General features: G+C 67.7%; 14 protein-coding genes. 9 read left to right on the top strand and 5 right to left on the bottom strand.

What is annotated here, in order from left to right:
• Positions 1 to 42: 42 nt before the first annotated feature.
• Positions 43 to 714 (bottom strand): SRPBCC family protein, encoded by a 672-nt coding sequence (locus tag NL1_RS29490; protein WP_067846076.1) that lies wholly within the window; start codon positions 712 to 714, stop codon positions 43 to 45.
• 159 nt (positions 715 to 873) lie between these two features.
• On the opposite strand from NL1_RS29490, the gene NL1_RS29485 reads away from it, so the two are divergent.
• The 7 genes from NL1_RS29485 (at position 874) to NL1_RS29460 (ending at position 10389) form a co-directional block, all read left to right on the top strand.
• Positions 874 to 1515, top strand: a complete 642-nt coding sequence (locus tag NL1_RS29485) for a TetR/AcrR family transcriptional regulator (protein WP_067846073.1) — start codon at positions 874 to 876, stop codon at positions 1513 to 1515.
• Between the two features lie 103 nt (positions 1516 to 1618).
• Positions 1619 to 2092 carry an RrF2 family transcriptional regulator gene (locus NL1_RS29480; RefSeq protein WP_307624111.1) on the top strand — a complete coding sequence of 158 codons (474 nt, stop codon included), beginning with the start codon at positions 1619 to 1621 and terminating at the stop codon, positions 2090 to 2092.
• A 97-nt stretch (positions 2093 to 2189) separates the two neighbouring features.
• The gene (locus NL1_RS29475; RefSeq protein ID WP_156095115.1) at positions 2190 to 3395 is read left to right on the top strand and encodes an MFS transporter; all 1206 of its coding nucleotides are present in this window, start codon (positions 2190 to 2192) and stop codon (positions 3393 to 3395) included.
• Positions 3396 to 3429: 34 nt separating this feature from the next.
• The gene (locus tag NL1_RS39960; RefSeq protein WP_281180875.1) at positions 3430 to 3561 is read left to right on the top strand and encodes an imine reductase family protein; all 132 of its coding nucleotides are present in this window, start codon (positions 3430 to 3432) and stop codon (positions 3559 to 3561) included.
• Positions 3562 to 3651: 90 nt separating this feature from the next.
• Positions 3652 to 4581 (top strand): NAD-dependent epimerase/dehydratase family protein, encoded by a 930-nt coding sequence (locus NL1_RS29470; RefSeq protein WP_067846063.1) that lies wholly within the window; start codon positions 3652 to 3654, stop codon positions 4579 to 4581.
• A gap of 177 nt (positions 4582 to 4758) precedes the next feature.
• On the top strand, positions 4759 to 8889 hold the full coding sequence (locus NL1_RS29465; protein ID WP_067846060.1) for an SMI1/KNR4 family protein: 4131 nt from the start codon (positions 4759 to 4761) through the stop codon (positions 8887 to 8889).
• A gap of 306 nt (positions 8890 to 9195) precedes the next feature.
• Positions 9196 to 10389 carry an urease accessory protein UreE gene (locus tag NL1_RS29460; protein ID WP_067846057.1) on the top strand — a complete coding sequence of 398 codons (1194 nt, stop codon included), beginning with the start codon at positions 9196 to 9198 and terminating at the stop codon, positions 10387 to 10389.
• Between the two features lie 105 nt (positions 10390 to 10494).
• Here the strand turns inward: NL1_RS29460 and NL1_RS29455 are convergent, their stop codons facing one another.
• Positions 10495 to 10854, bottom strand: coding sequence for a RuvC family protein (locus NL1_RS29455; RefSeq protein ID WP_067846084.1), 360 nt, complete (start codon positions 10852 to 10854; stop codon positions 10495 to 10497).
• 369 nt (positions 10855 to 11223) lie between these two features.
• Positions 11224 to 12282, bottom strand: coding sequence for a serine hydrolase domain-containing protein (locus NL1_RS29450; protein WP_067846081.1), 1059 nt, complete (start codon positions 12280 to 12282; stop codon positions 11224 to 11226).
• 215 nt (positions 12283 to 12497) lie between these two features.
• On the opposite strand from NL1_RS29450, the gene NL1_RS29445 reads away from it, so the two are divergent.
• Positions 12498 to 13430: a GbsR/MarR family transcriptional regulator gene (locus tag NL1_RS29445; RefSeq protein ID WP_067846054.1), complete on the top strand. Its 933-nt coding sequence runs from the start codon at positions 12498 to 12500 to the stop codon at positions 13428 to 13430.
• A gap of 99 nt (positions 13431 to 13529) precedes the next feature.
• On the opposite strand, the gene NL1_RS29440 is transcribed toward NL1_RS29445, so the two are convergent.
• Together NL1_RS29440 and NL1_RS29435 are read right to left on the bottom strand one after the other, a co-directional pair.
• Entirely contained in the window at positions 13530 to 14099 is a 570-nt protein-coding gene (locus NL1_RS29440; RefSeq protein WP_245673642.1) for a VOC family protein, read from the bottom strand.
• A gap of 79 nt (positions 14100 to 14178) precedes the next feature.
• Positions 14179 to 14829: a hypothetical protein gene (locus NL1_RS29435; RefSeq protein ID WP_156095114.1), complete on the bottom strand. Its 651-nt coding sequence runs from the start codon at positions 14827 to 14829 to the stop codon at positions 14179 to 14181.
• A gap of 308 nt (positions 14830 to 15137) precedes the next feature.
• On the opposite strand from NL1_RS29435, the gene NL1_RS29430 reads away from it, so the two are divergent.
• Positions 15138 to 15476 (top strand): STAS domain-containing protein, encoded by a 339-nt coding sequence (locus NL1_RS29430; protein ID WP_067846079.1) that lies wholly within the window; start codon positions 15138 to 15140, stop codon positions 15474 to 15476.
• Positions 15477 to 15531: the final 55 nt, after the last annotated feature.

Genomic DNA, 15531 nt, shown 5'->3' with positions numbered 1-15531 from the left:
CGCGGGTGCACTACAACTAATTCCGTTGCTACCGGCAGCTTTTCAGCGGTGCGCTTCGGCGGCGGCCTCCAGGTTGGTCAACCAGGCTTCGAGACCGGCTCCGAGGAAGGCGGTGGAGGTGGGGACGTCGGCTTCGACCTGCGCGCCGGTCCAGTTCTCTTCGGTGCGCACCAGGACACCGCCGTCGACCTCGGTGTAGGTCCAGACGTGGACGCCGTTGTCGATGCGCAGTCCGTCGCCGATCGCAGGGCCGCTCCAGCTCATGCATTTCTGCGGCTGCAGCTGCGCGAGGGTGGACGTGATGACCAGGGTGGTGGCCGGGGTCGTGGCAGTGGCGGGCACCGGAGTCGTCCACCGAAACTGCGAGCCTTCGCGCAATTGCCCCTCGTCCAAGCGCTCGATGCTGGCGACGGGCTGCTGCCACGAGGGCCAGCGCTCCACGTCGGTCTGCAGTTCCCAGATGGTGCTCAATGGCGCCTCGATCAACTTCTCGGTCCGGTACCGGATCTGGGCAGTCTCATCGATGCCCGCCCCGCCGCAGGTCAGCGCAGCCGGTTGCGCGGGCGCAGCGGTCGTCGCGTCGCGGCCGGGGCCCGCGCTATCGGTGTCGTTGTTGTCGCTGCACGCGGTGAGCGTGGTCAGCGCGACCGCGGCGGCCAGCAGGGCGGTGCGCGCCCCGGCGCGGCGGAGGGGGGTTCGCGGGGTGGTGGACATGATCGCTCTCCTCGTTCAGGTCTGACATCAACCATCGAGTGACATCCACTCGATTTAGTTAGAACCTATAACGCAAGCGTGTGAGTGTCAATAGATAAAGTGATAGGGTCTAACCACGTCGTTGAGGTTGCCGCGGAGTTCGAGAGGAGGCGATGGAGGATGGCCGCCGGTGGGACGGGTTCACGGGAGCGCTATCGGGCCCAGGTGCGCGAGGAGATCAAGCAGCACGCATGGGAGCAGATCGCCACGGCGGGAGTATCGGCGTTGTCGCTCAACGCGATTGCCAAACACGTGGGCATGAGCGGCCCAGCCCTGTATCGGTACTTCGCCAGTCGTGACGAGTTGATCACCGAGCTCATCCGCGACGCTTACCGAAGCCTTGCCGACGCCGTGCGTGGGGCGCTCGATTCCGGCGCCGACGTGGCCGGGCTGGCCTACACCGTGCGGGAATGGGCCCTGGCAGACCCGCAACGGTATTTCCTCATCTACGGCACACCCGTTCCCGGCTATCACGCACCCGACGACACCACCGCGGTCTCCTCCGAAATCATGTCGGTGCTCATCGAAGCCTTCTCCGCGCTACCGGCCGATCAGGCGACGACACCGTTCGACGCTCATCTCGACAATCACCGCGCATGGGCCGCGGGCCACGCGGCGCCTGCCGCGACCCTCCACCGCGCGGTGTCCTTCTGGACCCGGCTCCACGGCGTTCTCTCACTCGAACTCGCCGGCCACTTCACCGGCATGGAGTTCGACCCCGCCCTCCTGTTCGCCGACGAACTGAGCACCCTCGTGACCTGACCACGACCTCACGTAACTGCTCGCAGTCGTACTCGTTGCGAACGGCCAGTCGGTGCGGGCCGTCGTGGCATATCCGGGACATGTAGTATCCCTATTCATGTTGATGAGCGAGGGAGTCGAGTGGGGCTTGCACTGCTGCATGGTGCTGTCGTGGCTCGATGACCGGGCGCCGATCCCGACTGCCAGGCTGGCGGAGATGTTCGAGCTGCCGCCGGAGTATCTGAAGAAGCGGCTGCAACCGCTGGTGCGTGAAGGGATTCTCGAATCCACTCCCGGATCACGCGGTGGATACCGGATGGCACGGACTCCGGAGCGCATCACGTTGATGGATGTCGTCGGTGCGGTCGAGGGGAGGACCGAAGCGTTTCGCTGCACCGAGATCCGCCGTCGCGGAGCCGGTTCGACGGCGGCGAGCTCGGAATTCGCGAAGCCTTGCGGCATCGCAGGCGCGATGCGTCGCGCCGAGTTGGCGTGGCGACGCGAACTGGCGACGCAGACCATCGCCGATCTGATCGCCGACGCTCCAGCCAACGCGCCGACGCGGGCACGTCGCTTCTACGACCGTCTCACCGCCTAGCGGCGATCACCGCGTCCGCGAAAACAACCCGGCCTTCCTGCCGGGTTTTCTCGAAAGGAGAATCGGGATAATGAATATCCCGAATACGGAACTCCCGATGGGAGCCGCACCTCGGTTCGCCGAGTCGCCGAATGGGTTGCAGCGCACGTTGATTCTGGCGTTGGGCACCTTCGCAGTCGGCACCGATGCGTTCATCCTCGCAGGATTCCTTCCCGACATGGCCACAGCGCTGGGAGTGTCCACGGCGACCGCCGGTGCGGCGGTGACGGTGTTCGCGGCGGCCTACGCACTGTTGTCGCCGGTGCTGGCGACCGTGACCGCGCAACTGCCACGCCGGGCCCTGCTGGTGATGGCGCTGGTGGTGCTCGGCCTGGCCAATCTGGGGTCGGCGGCGGCTCCGAGTTTCGCGGTTCTGCTGGCCACCCGGGTGCTGGCGGCGGTCGGTGCGGCGGCGTTCACCCCGAACGCCGGCGCGGTGGCCTCGGCCCTGGTGCGTCCGGAGGCGCGGGCGCGCGCGTTGGCGGTGGTCGTGGGCGGGTTGACGATCGCGACTGCGCTGGGCGTACCGCTCGGTGATGCGATCGGGCAGTGGCTGGGTTGGCGTGCGGCCTTGGTCGCGGTCGCGGTCGTGTGCCTGCTGGCCGCGGCGGGAGTGGCGGTGTGGGTGCCGTTCGTGCCCGGAAATCCACCGGTGCGGCTGGCCACCCGGCTGGCGGTAGTGCGAAACCGATCGGTGGCGAAAGTGCTGCCGCTGACCGTGCTGGGCATGGGCGCGGCATACGTGGTCTACGCCTACAGCGTGCCCGCGCTGGCGGCCTCGAGCATCGACGAGTCCGCGACGGCCTGGGTGCTGGCGCTGTACGGATTCGGCGCGGTGGCAGGCAATCTGGCATCCGGGTACGCCACCGATCGATGGGGCGCGACCCGGGTGCTCACCGGCGGCTACGTGGTGATGGCTACCGCGCTGGGGCTCATGGGTACGCTGGCGGCCACCCACGTCAGGGCGGCGTGGCTGGTGGGTGTGCTCGGCGCGGCGTGGGGTGCGGCCAGCTGGTGCCAAACCCCGGCACAGCAGCATCGCCTCATCAGCGCGGCTCCGCAGGAAGCGGGTCTGGTGGTGGCCCTGAACGCCTCCTGCATCTATCTGGGCATCGGTGCAGGCACGTTGCTCGGCGGTTTCACCACCGGGCACGGTGTGACCGCCATGTATGCCCTCGGCGCCGCCTTGGCCCTGGTGGCACTGGCATACCTGCACATCACCGCACGGGTGGCGGAAGCGCCGCGTCCACGCCCGACGAGATGACGCCTCGGTGTTGCCCGGCAACGACATTCAGTGCTTGACCTGCCGAGCCCGGGGCATCGACGTCGATCTGCCCACCTACACCCGAAACCTCGTCGCCGAGGCACTCGACGCAGGCCACGGCCATGACAGCTATGCCAGGCTGGTGGAACGCTTCGGCCGCGGATAGCTGCACTCACGGCAGGCCCGTGCTTCGATGAAGGTGTCGCGCGAGAACACTGTTCTCGAAACGGAACATCTGACAGGATCGAGCACCGTTATGTCACTGCACGTCGTCGTCGGAGCCGGACCCGTCGGTTCGGCCACCGCACTACTGCTCGCCGAGCGGGGCGACGACGTTCGCCTGCTCACCCGCAGCGGATCGGGACCCGAGCATCCACGCATCGCGCGCATCAAGGTCGACGCCACCGATGCCGCGGCCCTCACCGCCCAGTGCGCGGGAGCGACCGCGATCCATCACTGCGCCGGGCTCGAATACGCACGGTGGGCCACCGGTTTCCCGCCGCTCATCCACGCCGCGATCAGCGCGGCGGAAGCCTCCGGCGCGCTCCTGCTCACCGTCGGAAACCTTTATGGCTACGGCGAATTCGACGGTCCGGTCGACGAATCCCATCCACTGCGCCCCAACTCCGCCAAGGGGCGGGTGCGCGCCGATCTCTGGAACGAGGCCCTGACCGCGCATCGGGAGGGCCGCATTCGTACCGCGGAGGTGCGCGGCTCCGACTACCTGGGAGCCGGAGCCAACTCGACCTTCACAGCCGTGGTCCTGCCCGCCGTCACCGCGGGCAAGACCGCACTGTTCCCCGGAGACCCCGACGCTCCGCACAGCTGGACAGCCATCGAGGACGTGGCACGCACCCTCCTCGCGGTGGCAGATGACGAATCATCTTGGGGCAGAGCGTGGCACGTGCCCACCGCCACTCCCCTGCCGGTCCGCGCCCTCGCCGACCTGACCGCCACCCTCACCGGCGCCTCCCCCGCACGGGTTCGCGGCATGCCGTCGGCGGTTTTGTGGGCCGCCGGTCTGTTCAACGGCGACGCCCGTGAGATACGCGAGTTGCGCTACCAATTCGACCGCCCGTTCGTGGTGGACTCCACGGCCGCGACCAAGCAGTTCGGTATCGAGCCCATGCCGACCCGAGCGGCCCTTCAGGCCACCCTCGAGGCCAGGAAACCCACCCGGAACTGAGGGTGTCGCGGCCACCGTCATCCCCTTCTTGTCACAGCCGAACTGTAGCGTCCCGAATGAAACGATCGTTCGTCTGGACGGTGTGTGCCCTGCCATCCGCTACCAGCTGGCGAGCCACCTCGGACCGGACGCGTCTTTCCCACCGGCACAGCGCATTTCGATACCGAGAAAGAACCCATGGACCTGCACCAATCCGCCACCCGCTACTTCGGCGTGCCCGTACCCGCCCACGTGGCCGACGCCATCGACGATCGGCTGCTCGAGTACTGGGTGGGCGACCGCGGCCCGCTCGTGGACGCGCACTTGGCGATCAACTACCCGTACTTCGGAGCGATCGATAAATCGCTGAGCGGCTTCGTCGTCATCGATGACGAGGGGGACGACTACACGCTGCTGGATCTGCGCGGCAGCGGCCGGGTGTGGTGGCAGAATCACGAAACCCGGGAACTGGAACTGTGGTTCGACTCTTTCGATGACTGGCTGGCCTACCTGGACGAGCTCGAGCGCGCCGAGGCGAACGACGAAGACGAGCGGTCGAAATTCGATATTCGCGACTCCTTCCGCCCGCCGACCTCCGCCGCGGACTCCGAACCCGCCCCGACCAGCGCCGAACTGGCGGAGCGCTATCAGTGGCTCGTGTGGCTGCTGGCGCAGCCGTTGCTGCGCGACGGAAAGCCCATGCAGTCCGCAGAGGACCTGGCCTCCAGCGCCGCCGGGCACTTCACGCACCTGTGGAGCGACACCGACGCCGCCAGGAAGGTGTTCGAGGTGGAATTGCCACTGCTGCACCAGGATCCGCATCTGGCCGTCTACTGGCTGCTGCACACATCCCTGCTCGCGCAGGACGACGACCGCGCCCGCGTACTCGCCGAGATCGGCCGCGCCGGGGAGCGTTCCGACCTGCTGGACGCCTTCGCCGGGGTCTTCGGCACGCTGGCGGTCGACGGCGACGTGGCGTCCGTGCCGGAGTTCCGCGTCCGCCGTTCGCTGCTCCAGCAGTTCGTCGCCTCCGATGACGAGGCGCGAATACGGGCCGCGCTCACGGCCATGGAGATGGCACCGGAGCACCTGCCGCTGAGCCGGGCGACCTGGATCGTTCACGGCCTGGGCAGCGGAACGCTCACCGCCGAACAGGTGGGCGCCACCCTGGATCGTCTACCCGTCACGACGGGTACGGCACTGGCACGCGCCGAAGCGGATCGGCAGGCGGGACGCGATCACAGCCCGGCCGCGGACACCCTCGTGCGTTTACTGCCCACATCCACCTGCGCCTGGCCGATCCGCGTGTGGGCGCTGTCCGTGGCGACGCCGCTGGTGCGGGACGGCGCGGCGCTCGCCGCGGCAGCCGGAGAGCTGCTCGGCAAAGACCCGTACAGCGGCGCGTGCCTGACCGCCCTGCGGCGGGCCCACGAACTCTGCGAGACCGAGCCGGTGCTGACCCGTGCGGAGCTCGACCTCCGCCTGGCCGACGCCCAGACATCGTCCTCCTACCTGCAGCGGCTGGGCGACGGCGACCACGTCGCTGTTCTGGCTGAGATCGACGGCGCCGGGCTGAGTGAGCTTGTCGCACAACGGGTTCTGTTGCGCGCGGACATCGATGAATCGCACGCCGAAGTGATCGAATGGGCCCTCGACGCCATGCTCGCCAGTGCGCACCCCGATCGGGCCGCGCTGGCCGCCACCGGTATCGAGCACCTGCCCGCTGCAGTGCGCACCCGCGTGGTCCAGGGGCTGCGGGTGGACTCCCCGGACAGCGCCTTCGTTCCCGTGCTGCTCCGGCTGCTCGAGCACACACCGGAGCCGGACGCCTCCGACATCCTCGCCGAAATGTCCAACGACGAACTGAAGAAGGCTGTCTGCCTCGCACTGGCCCCGGTGGCGCATCATCCGCCGGTGTTCGATGAACTGCTGCGGCTGGCGGACCTGCCCGCACCCGCCAGCACGGTCGAAGCGCTGTGGCAGCAGCTGTTCGATTCGAACAAGGAGCAGTCTGTGCTGCTACGGGCGTCGCCCGAGCAGGCCGTGCGGGCCGCCGCCGCCATGATCGACACCATTGTGTCCCATCCCGGCATAAGCGCTCGCAATGTCGCGGGCCACCAGCTCTATCGCTTCCGGCACCCTGGTGCGCAGGACTTTCTCATCGCGGCGCTCGACGACTACGGACGTCGCTATGCCGACTCCGACCCCGCTCACAGCGTGGTGCTCAGCCACGGGCAGACGGTGGACGATCAGCTCGAGGATGTGGTCGCCAACCTGTATTCAGCGGTGCGGAATCTGAACTCCGACACCGCGCGCACGGCGTTGATCGAGCGGCTGTTCACCGAACGACGCAGCATCTGGCGGATGGGAAACGCACTCGGCGAGATCTTCTCGGCGGAGGTGCACCGGGATGTCATGGGGCGGTTGAGCGATCGGTACGACCATCGCGCTGCCGCGCACTACGCCAATGCCGTCACCGATCACGTGAAGCAGCGATGGCCCCTGGTCGAACTGCTGCGTGAGATCATCGACTGGACCACACCGCTCGACGAGACCGAACAGCGGGTGTTCAAGTACGCGCTGGTCGTCGGCATCATTGCCGCGTTGGAAGCCGACGAGTACGACCTGGTCAGAACCGCCTACGCCAGGTGGGAATCCATCGCGGCCGACGCCATCGAGCCCGACAACCTGTCCCGTGGACGGGAGTGGGACGATCCGCTCACCTCCGACGACATGCGCGCGCGGCTCGCCAATGTGCTGTCAGGAGAGGCCGATTCGGCACGGCGCGCCCTGCTCGACAAGGGTGAGCGAGCCCGTGCGGCGGGGCGTCCGCTCGCTCGGATCAGTGACGACGACCTCGGGACCTTGGCGGGCACCACCGTGCGGCGACGCCTGCTCACCGACCGCGGCACGGGAGAGGTGTGGTTCCTCGACCCGGATGGCGATATCCACGCCTTCGACGGATTCGGCATGTACGACGTTCCCTTCCAGCCGAGTCCGATCGGTTATCACGGGATGCAGGGATTCTTGGGCGAGCGACGCGAGCAATCCGAGCGCGCGTTGCTGTGGACGGCATCGGGCAACGAGTTCGTCGAATTGGTGCGCTATCTAGACCGGATCGTGTACCGGTGGGGCGTCAACAACGGCCGCTTCGACACGATCGGGCTCACCTTTCCCGACCCGGCCGCCGCCGAAAACGCCTTCACCCGAATGAAAGCCACCTGCGCGGCGGCGAAATACACCGAATCCGATCCGTGGTATCTGCCCGGCCGTGCGGCGATCATGCGCACCTTTCGCCGGCCCGACGCCGACAGCGAACGCCTGATGGCCTTCGACCGGCCCCAGTTCGCGGTGGACCCGGAACTCGCGGTGGCTCACGAACGCCGGGAGCTGGAGCTGTACCGCGACGGTGGGGCGCTGTCCAAACTGGAGTGGGTGACCTGGAACGGCTATCGGGTACGCGAGGACCTGACCGTCGCCGAATGGGTTCGCGCTCGTATCCGCGACGATAGCCGCGATCCGGCCTGGCATGTCGCCGCCCTCGCCGAGTTCGCCGAATACCTGGTGGCGCAGGGGTTCACCGAGCATTCGCCCGGTTTGCACGGGTTCAGTGCCGAAGTCGGCCCGCCCGCCCCGGCTGAGGACATCGACGCCCTCGAGGCCGAGCTAACGGCACCGCTGCCCGCCATCCTGCGCACGCTGTGGGAGCGTATCGGCTACGCCGAGTGGCGAATCGGAGAGTTCGGTCTGCGGCTCCTGTGCCCCGCCGAGGTACGGCAGGAACGGGCCCGTATGCGCAAACTCGGGGCGAAGTACGCGGCCGCGCTACGCGGTGAGCAGCAACTCGAATGGGACCCTGTGCTGTCGGCCATGAGCGCGCTGGTGGTCTGTTTCGACGGCACGGTCGACACCGTATTCTCCGATGTGTCACCGAGCTCCGACGACCGGGTCTTCATGTACCTGGATCAGCATCCAGCCGAGGCGTGGTGGGAGAGGTCGCTGTCGTGGATTCTCGCGTCCTCGTTCCTGACCCGATTCGCCTACCACCTCGAAGATGCAGCGCCCGAAACCACGGTGCTCTTCGGCGGCCAGCGACGCGGCCCCGGACTCACCCGCCGGTACTTCGAGGCCACCGGGCCGCACGGCACCAAGTTCTGGGAGATCGTCACCGATCCCGGCCTCGACACCGTCGCCACCCGGCACGGTAAAGAAGGCACCGCGGGCACCGTCAACACCAAACGCCACGGCACCCCGGCCAAGGCCGCCGCCCATGCCGCGAAAACAATTGCCGCCAAACAGAAGAGCGGATACCAGGAGGCCGTCGACTGAGGCGCAATCAGCCGCGCAGGTGGCGGAAGTGCGGAACTGCACGATTTCGCCTCCATTCGAATCACCGGGAATGACTGCCGGACAACAGCACTGGCAGCGGCGCGGTCGCCACCGCGTCGCGGGCCGGTCCGGCGCCGGGTGAACGTTGCTCGACCAGCTATGCCGAGGTGCGATCCCTCGTCGACGCGAAACCGTTCTCGACGCCGGGCGTGAACACGGGGGCCTCAGAGTTCTCTCACGAACGCGACAAAAGTCGTTCAACTCGACGGAGTAGTGTCCGGAGCGCGAGGGACAAGGACGGCGAATATGGCGGACGGACGCAACGGATTTCTGTTACTCGGCGGCCTGGCATCGATCGGGGCAGGCGCGCTGCACCTGTTTGCCGCGGGGCTGCACACCGAGCATGCCACACTGGCCCGCCTCATGGTCGCGCTGGCGGCCGTGCAATGCGTTGCCGGGCTGCTGGCGACGCTGGGCGCGCGCCGCGCGGTGACGGCGGCGGTGATCGGGGTCAACCTGTTCGCGGCGGCGACGTGGGCCTACACCCGGTTCGCGAGTGTCCCGTGGATCGACGGGCTGGACGCGGAAGCACCGCAGTTCATCGACAGTGTGTGCGCGGCGCTGGGTGTGCTGGCGGCCGTGGCGGCCGGAGTCGCGCTCGCCCGGCCGCAGGCGCAGCTGCCCGCGATGCAGACCGGCATCGCCGCGACCGCGGTGGGCGTGCTGGCGGTGGCGGCGATGCTCGGCGGGGTCGGGCACGTGCACAGTCACGGCGACGACCACGCACATGGCGATCAGGCCACGCACGGTGACGACCACGCACACGGCAACCAAGGGGCGCACGGCGACCACGCCGACCACAGTGCGGGCGCACAGTGGCCGCGCCCGTTCGATCCCGCGCACCCGATCGACGTCTCCGGCGTCCCCGGCGTGACCACCGCGCAGGAACAGCGCGCGACCACGCTGATCCGCAGCACCCTCGACAACCTGCCCGCCTTCGCCGATGTACGGTCCGTCCGCGCCCTCGGCTACCGCTCCATCGGTGACTCGTCCACCGGCTACGAGCACTACATCAACTCCGCCTACATCCGCGACGGCCGGTTCCTCGATTCGACCCGCCCGGAGTCGCTCGTCTACCGGGTCGACGGACCCGACCGCGCCCTGGTTTCGGCGATGTACATCGCCGAGAGCAGGATCGACGACCCCGAACTCGTCGACTACGGCGGCTCGCTGATGCAGTGGCACGTCCACGACAACCTCTGCTGGAGCTCGGGAACCAACGGCCCCCGGGTCGTCGGAGTCACCGACGCCCAGGGCGCCTGCCCGCCCGGGTCGATCAACCCCGGCGCGGGCAACCCGATGGTCCACGTCTGGATCACCGCCCACCAGTGCGGCCCGTTCGCCGCCCTGGAAGGCCACGGCGCCGGGCAGGCGGCCATCGGCCCCGACGGCCGCCGCACCGACGTCTGCGCCCACGACCACTCCGGCGGTCACCGCTGAGCCGACCCAGCTGCCGATCCAAACCCGTTGCGCTCACGCACTTCGGGTTCGACTGGATACCGAGCGGTCCATCGGCAGCGCGGCGCAAAGGGTGGCATCGCACAGTCAGCGCAGCCAGCGCAGTGCCGCGTCGGCGCAGTCCTCGGGACTGCTGTTGAAGGCGATAGCCGCGTCGGGCGCGTGCTGCCGCACCAGGTTGACCACCTTTTCGAAGAGTTCGAGAAGCGGCTCGTGCGTGCGGATACCGCCTCCGATCACCACGCAGCCGTAGTCTTCGCAGGTCAGCGCCTCCACGATCGCGCCCTCCGGGTTCTCGTCGAGTGCGACCAGACACCAGTCGGCCTCGATTCCGTGATCGCCGAAACGAGCCCGACCGCGTGCTATCGCCGCTTGGACCGGCTCCGGATCCCAGCCTTGGATCTTGGCCGGATCGAGGCCGACCACCAGTACACGTGCCCCTGTCACGCGTCCCTCCTTCCACCATGGGCAGACACCGCCGCCGCCGTCGGTCAGATCACTTGCCGCGTTCGTCCGGATCATCGGGCAGGCCGCTGCTTGCGCGGGCGACAACCTCGTAGCACGGCCCCTCGTGTTCCCGTCATTACAGCGCACTGGCTAGATCGAGAACAGTGTCCGGGCCGGTGCAAGATAGGTGCCCGGGCTCGGACTCGCGGTCCGCCTAGGATTCCAGCCGGTCAGCACCTTCGAATGGTTCGACGCCGAGCAGACCCTGTGCCTGGCCAGCCTGCACTCGTTCAAAGCCTGAGGTCTCCGACACGCCGAGCAACCCTGGCGGGGGGTCGATGTCGTCTGCCGCGGTGATCGCGCCACGTGTCAGTCGAATTCGGCCCGGAGCAGATCGGTGAACACGTCGATCGGATCGTGCCAGTGGCCGTGAGCCCAGTCGGCGTTGACATTGGCGACGAGGACATGGCGGCCGTCGCGGGTGCCGTATGTGTATGTCCACGAACCGAAGAGCGCGCCGCCCATGCCCCACAACACGATGCCGGAGGGCAGGGTCACCGAGGAGATGCCGAGGCCGTAGTCGGTGTGCGCGATCCAATTCTTGGTTGGGACTGTGCGGAACATCTCGGCTTGTTCGGCGGGGCGGAGCAGCTGGCCGCCGAGGAGGGCTGCGAAGAAGCGGTGCAGGTCACCGACGGTGGAGATCATGCCGCCCGCCGCGCCGAACATGGACACGTCCAGCTCGGTCGCGTCGTGAATCGCGGCGTCGGGGCTCGAGTCGAACAGCTTCGTGTAGTGGCGAGAGTGGGGTCCCTCGATGGTGGGGTCGCTGCCGTGGGGCAGGGAGGTCGCGGCGAGGGCGAGCGGCTCGATGAGGCAGCGGCGGAGTTCGTCGTGCAGGGACGCGCCGGTCGCCGCCTCGATGAGAATTCCGGCGAGGATGTAGTTGGTGTTGCTGTAACCCCAGTCCATGCCCGCCGCAAAGGTGGGTGGGTGCGCGACGGCGATATCGACGAGCGTCGCCGGGGAGTGGGTTTCGTAGCAGTTCAACGCTTCTCGGTCGTCGGTGTAGTTGAACAGGCCGCTGGTGTGGTTCAGCAACTGCCGCACGGTGATCGCGCGACCGTCGTTGCCGTTGCCTCGCACCACATTCGGCAGCCACCGGTGCACCGTGTCGTCGAGGCCGAGGAGGCCCTCACCCGCGAGTCGCAGCAGCACGGTGGCCACGAAGGTCTTGGTGGTGCTGCCGATACGAAACCGGTGCTGCGGCAGGCGCGGTCGGCCGGTGGCGGTGTCGGCGACACCCGCCGTGCCGAACCAGTGCCGTTCACCGTCGCGTACCTCGGCGAGGATCCCCGGCACACCGCCTTCCGTCACCGCCCGATCGAGCACGTCTTGGATCGCGAGGGGAGCCGTCGTTTCCGTCATATCCATTCCTTCTCGTCCGTCTTCGAACCGCCACGAAAGCTACGTCGCGTTTCCCGGGTCATCAACCATGCGCGAGTCGCTCTAGGCCATTTCACCTGCGATCATTTGCAAATCATTGCAATAGCAGTGCCGAGAAACGCAACGACTCGTTGCAATGACTGGGAGGGTTAACGCAGACTGAACCCGACCCCGATCCGGAAGGAAACGACGCACCCATGCCCGGAGGCAGGCTGACCGAGCAGGACCGCAGGCATATCGCCGCCGGACTCGCGGCCGGACTCGATTACGCCGAAATCGCCCGGCGGGTGGGCAGACCCACGTCGACCGTCACCCGTGAAGTGGCGCGCAACGGCGGACCGGGCGGGTACCGGGCCGACCTCGCGCAGCGAGCCACTCGACGGCGAGCCCGACGACGCATAGCAACTGCGCCGCAAGAACTTTCGGCGGCCACCTTCGGGCGTGACGACGACACAGTGCGCGAATTCGCTGAACAGTTCGCGGCATTGATGGTCGATTCCGGTCTACCGCGGATGGCGGCGCGCGTGCTGGCTTCGCTGTTCACCACCGATTCGGGCAGCGCAACGGCGGCCGAACTCGCCCGGCGGTTGCGGGTGAGTCCCGCGTCGATTTCGAAGGCCGTCGCCTACCTCGACGGGCTCGAGGTGATCCGCCGGGCCCGGGAGGGGCGACGCGAACGCTACATCGTCGACGACGACGTGTGGTTCAGGGCATGGTCCGACAGCGCCCGCACCACCAACCAGTGGGCGGAGGCCGCCGAGCGCGGAGCCGAAATCTTCGGCGCGACAACACCGGTCGGTGAACGACTCGAGCATATGGGTCTGTTCTTCGCCCGGCTCGCCCGCGATATCGCGGGCGGTCCCGTGGATACCGCGGCGGGCGAGCACGCGCTCACCGTCATCGCCGCGCTCGTGCACGCAGGCACGCCACTCACCCCGGAGCAGCTGGCCGCCGCGCTGGAGTGGCCCCTCGACCAAGTGACTTCGGCGCTGCACGACGCCGGCCACCACCCCGACCTCGCGGACCCGGTCACAGTGCGCGGCAACAAGTCCGGGGCTTTCTCTGTGATCGCACGAACCGATCGCCTCACCACCGCCCAGCGACGAAGGCTTACCCGGGACGCGTCGTAGACCGCGGTGACGAGAGCGTGGGCGCGGCGGTCACGGACAAGCCAGTGCGGCCGCAGGATTGGGGTGAAGTCGATGGCGAGGCTGCGGAACCGAACATATTCAGCGGTCGGCGAAGATACCTTCGAGCATGCCGGTGGCTTGGCCGATCTCGATGAGGTAGCCGTCCGGATCACGCAGGTAGCAACGGATTTCGGCCTTGCGGTCGAGGGGCTCGGTGAGGAACTCGGCACCCTTGCGGCGTGCGTCGGAATAGAAGGCGGCGATGTCGGCTACACGCACGTTCAGGAACGCCGAAACGGCATCGGTGGGCTCGGGCGGACGCAGGACGATATCGGGTTTGTCGGGTGTGGGTCCACCGCCGGGGTTCATGATGATCCAGCTGTTCGCGACTTTGACGATGCACGGGTTCTCCTCGAGCACCACCCGGCCGTTGAAGATGTCGGCATAGAAGGTCCGGGAGCGGCCCACGTCGGACACGGTCAAAAAGTGCGTTACCAGTAGTCCCTGATCAGGGACGGGCAAATCGGTACCGTTCATGAACGCAACCTGCTTTCGCGGTCGGTCTGTGAGATGCGGTGTGCTGTCAACTGCGCCCTCGGATCCGCCAGAACCGCCATCGTGCCACGCCACCACCAGCATTGATGGATGCCACACCGCCAGGTGACTCATTGCCGCCCACATTGGTCGGCTCCTCGACACCACGACTCGATGCCCCGTCGAAGATCAGCGGTGTCGAGCCCCGCCAGCCCTAGCGCGGCGGCAGGTTCCGGGGCGGGTACTGGTGCGGTCCTTGGCCGCCGAGGGCTCCGGGCGCGGGCGGCGTCCGCTCCGCCGCAGCGGCGATCACCGTCGCGAGGGTGGCGGCGAATGCGGCGAGCGCACACGGGATGGACAACCAGAAGGTGTCCTCGAAGAGGAATTCGAACTGTGCGGCACTGAGCACCGCTTCCACCATGCCGGACAGGAGCATGCCCGCAGCCACCGCCGCGAGCGTGCGCAGTACGGGATATCGCGCGCCCATTCCCGCGAGCGCGCAGATACCGGTGAGTATCGCGAGCAGGATCATCAGCACGAGCATGATGTCGGACCAGAGGAAACGCGAACTCGAAGAGAACGCGTTGGTCGCACGGAAGACGATGGTGAGCAACGCGGTGACCAGCAGCAGACCGCCCGCGACCCGCTCCATCGCACCGCCGCTCGCCGGTCGGCTCGGTGGACCGTACCCAGGCGCGGACTGCATCGGAGCGGGCATGCCGGGCGGCGGTGCACCGTAGGGATGCGGCTGACCGGGGTAGGGATGCGGCTGACTCTGCTGCGGATTCGATTGACCCCCATAAGGATTCGACTGGCCCGGCGGCCCGTATCCACCCGGCTGGCCCGGCGGCGTCGGATTCACCATCGGCAGCACTCCTCCCCGGCCGTCCCGGCCGCGCTCTCGAACCACTACGACGAGAGACCCTAGTGGTGAGCACACGGCCTCGCACACTTCGCAAAGTCTCGCTGCGGTGTCGATCGCGTTGCGGACTTCGGCCGGTCGATCGCCCTGGCTGCGGTAGGGTCGACCGTACGAACACGTCCGCGATGCACCCGCCGAGCGGCGCAAACTCTTGGCTTTCTGCGGGACGATGCAGCGAGATCGGGCGGTTCATGGCAGATTGTGATGTTGTGACCAACACTTCCGGAGACGCGTATCCCATGGCGGACACGATGACCACCTCCGTCGCAGTGCGTGACGGTGCGACCGTGCTCACGGTGGCCGGCGAGGTCGATCTTGCGACCGCGCCCGCACTGGAGACCGCGATCGAGGGCATCCTGGCGGCCAAGCCGACGGCATTGATCATCGACCTGACCGCGGTCAGCTTCCTCGCCTCGGCGGGGATGGCGGCGCTGGTCGCGGCGCATCAGCGGGCCGGGGAGGCGACGACCATCGCGGTGGTCGCCGACGGGCCTGCGACCAGTCGCCAGCTCAAGATGACCAGCCTGGATCAGGTCTTCGCGCTGCACTCGACGCTCGAGGCGGCACTGGCCTCGCTGCGACCCAACTGACCGAACGCGACGGCGTCCCGGTGCATGTTGCACCGGGACGCCGTCGTCGCGTTTG

It is taken from the genome of Nocardia lijiangensis NBRC 108240, from assembly GCF_001613045.1.
In the GTDB taxonomy this organism is placed as follows: domain Bacteria; phylum Actinomycetota; class Actinomycetes; order Mycobacteriales; family Mycobacteriaceae; genus Nocardia; species Nocardia lijiangensis.
Note: the sequence above shows the minus strand (reverse complement) of the source record. Positions and strands in the feature narration are given on the sequence as shown.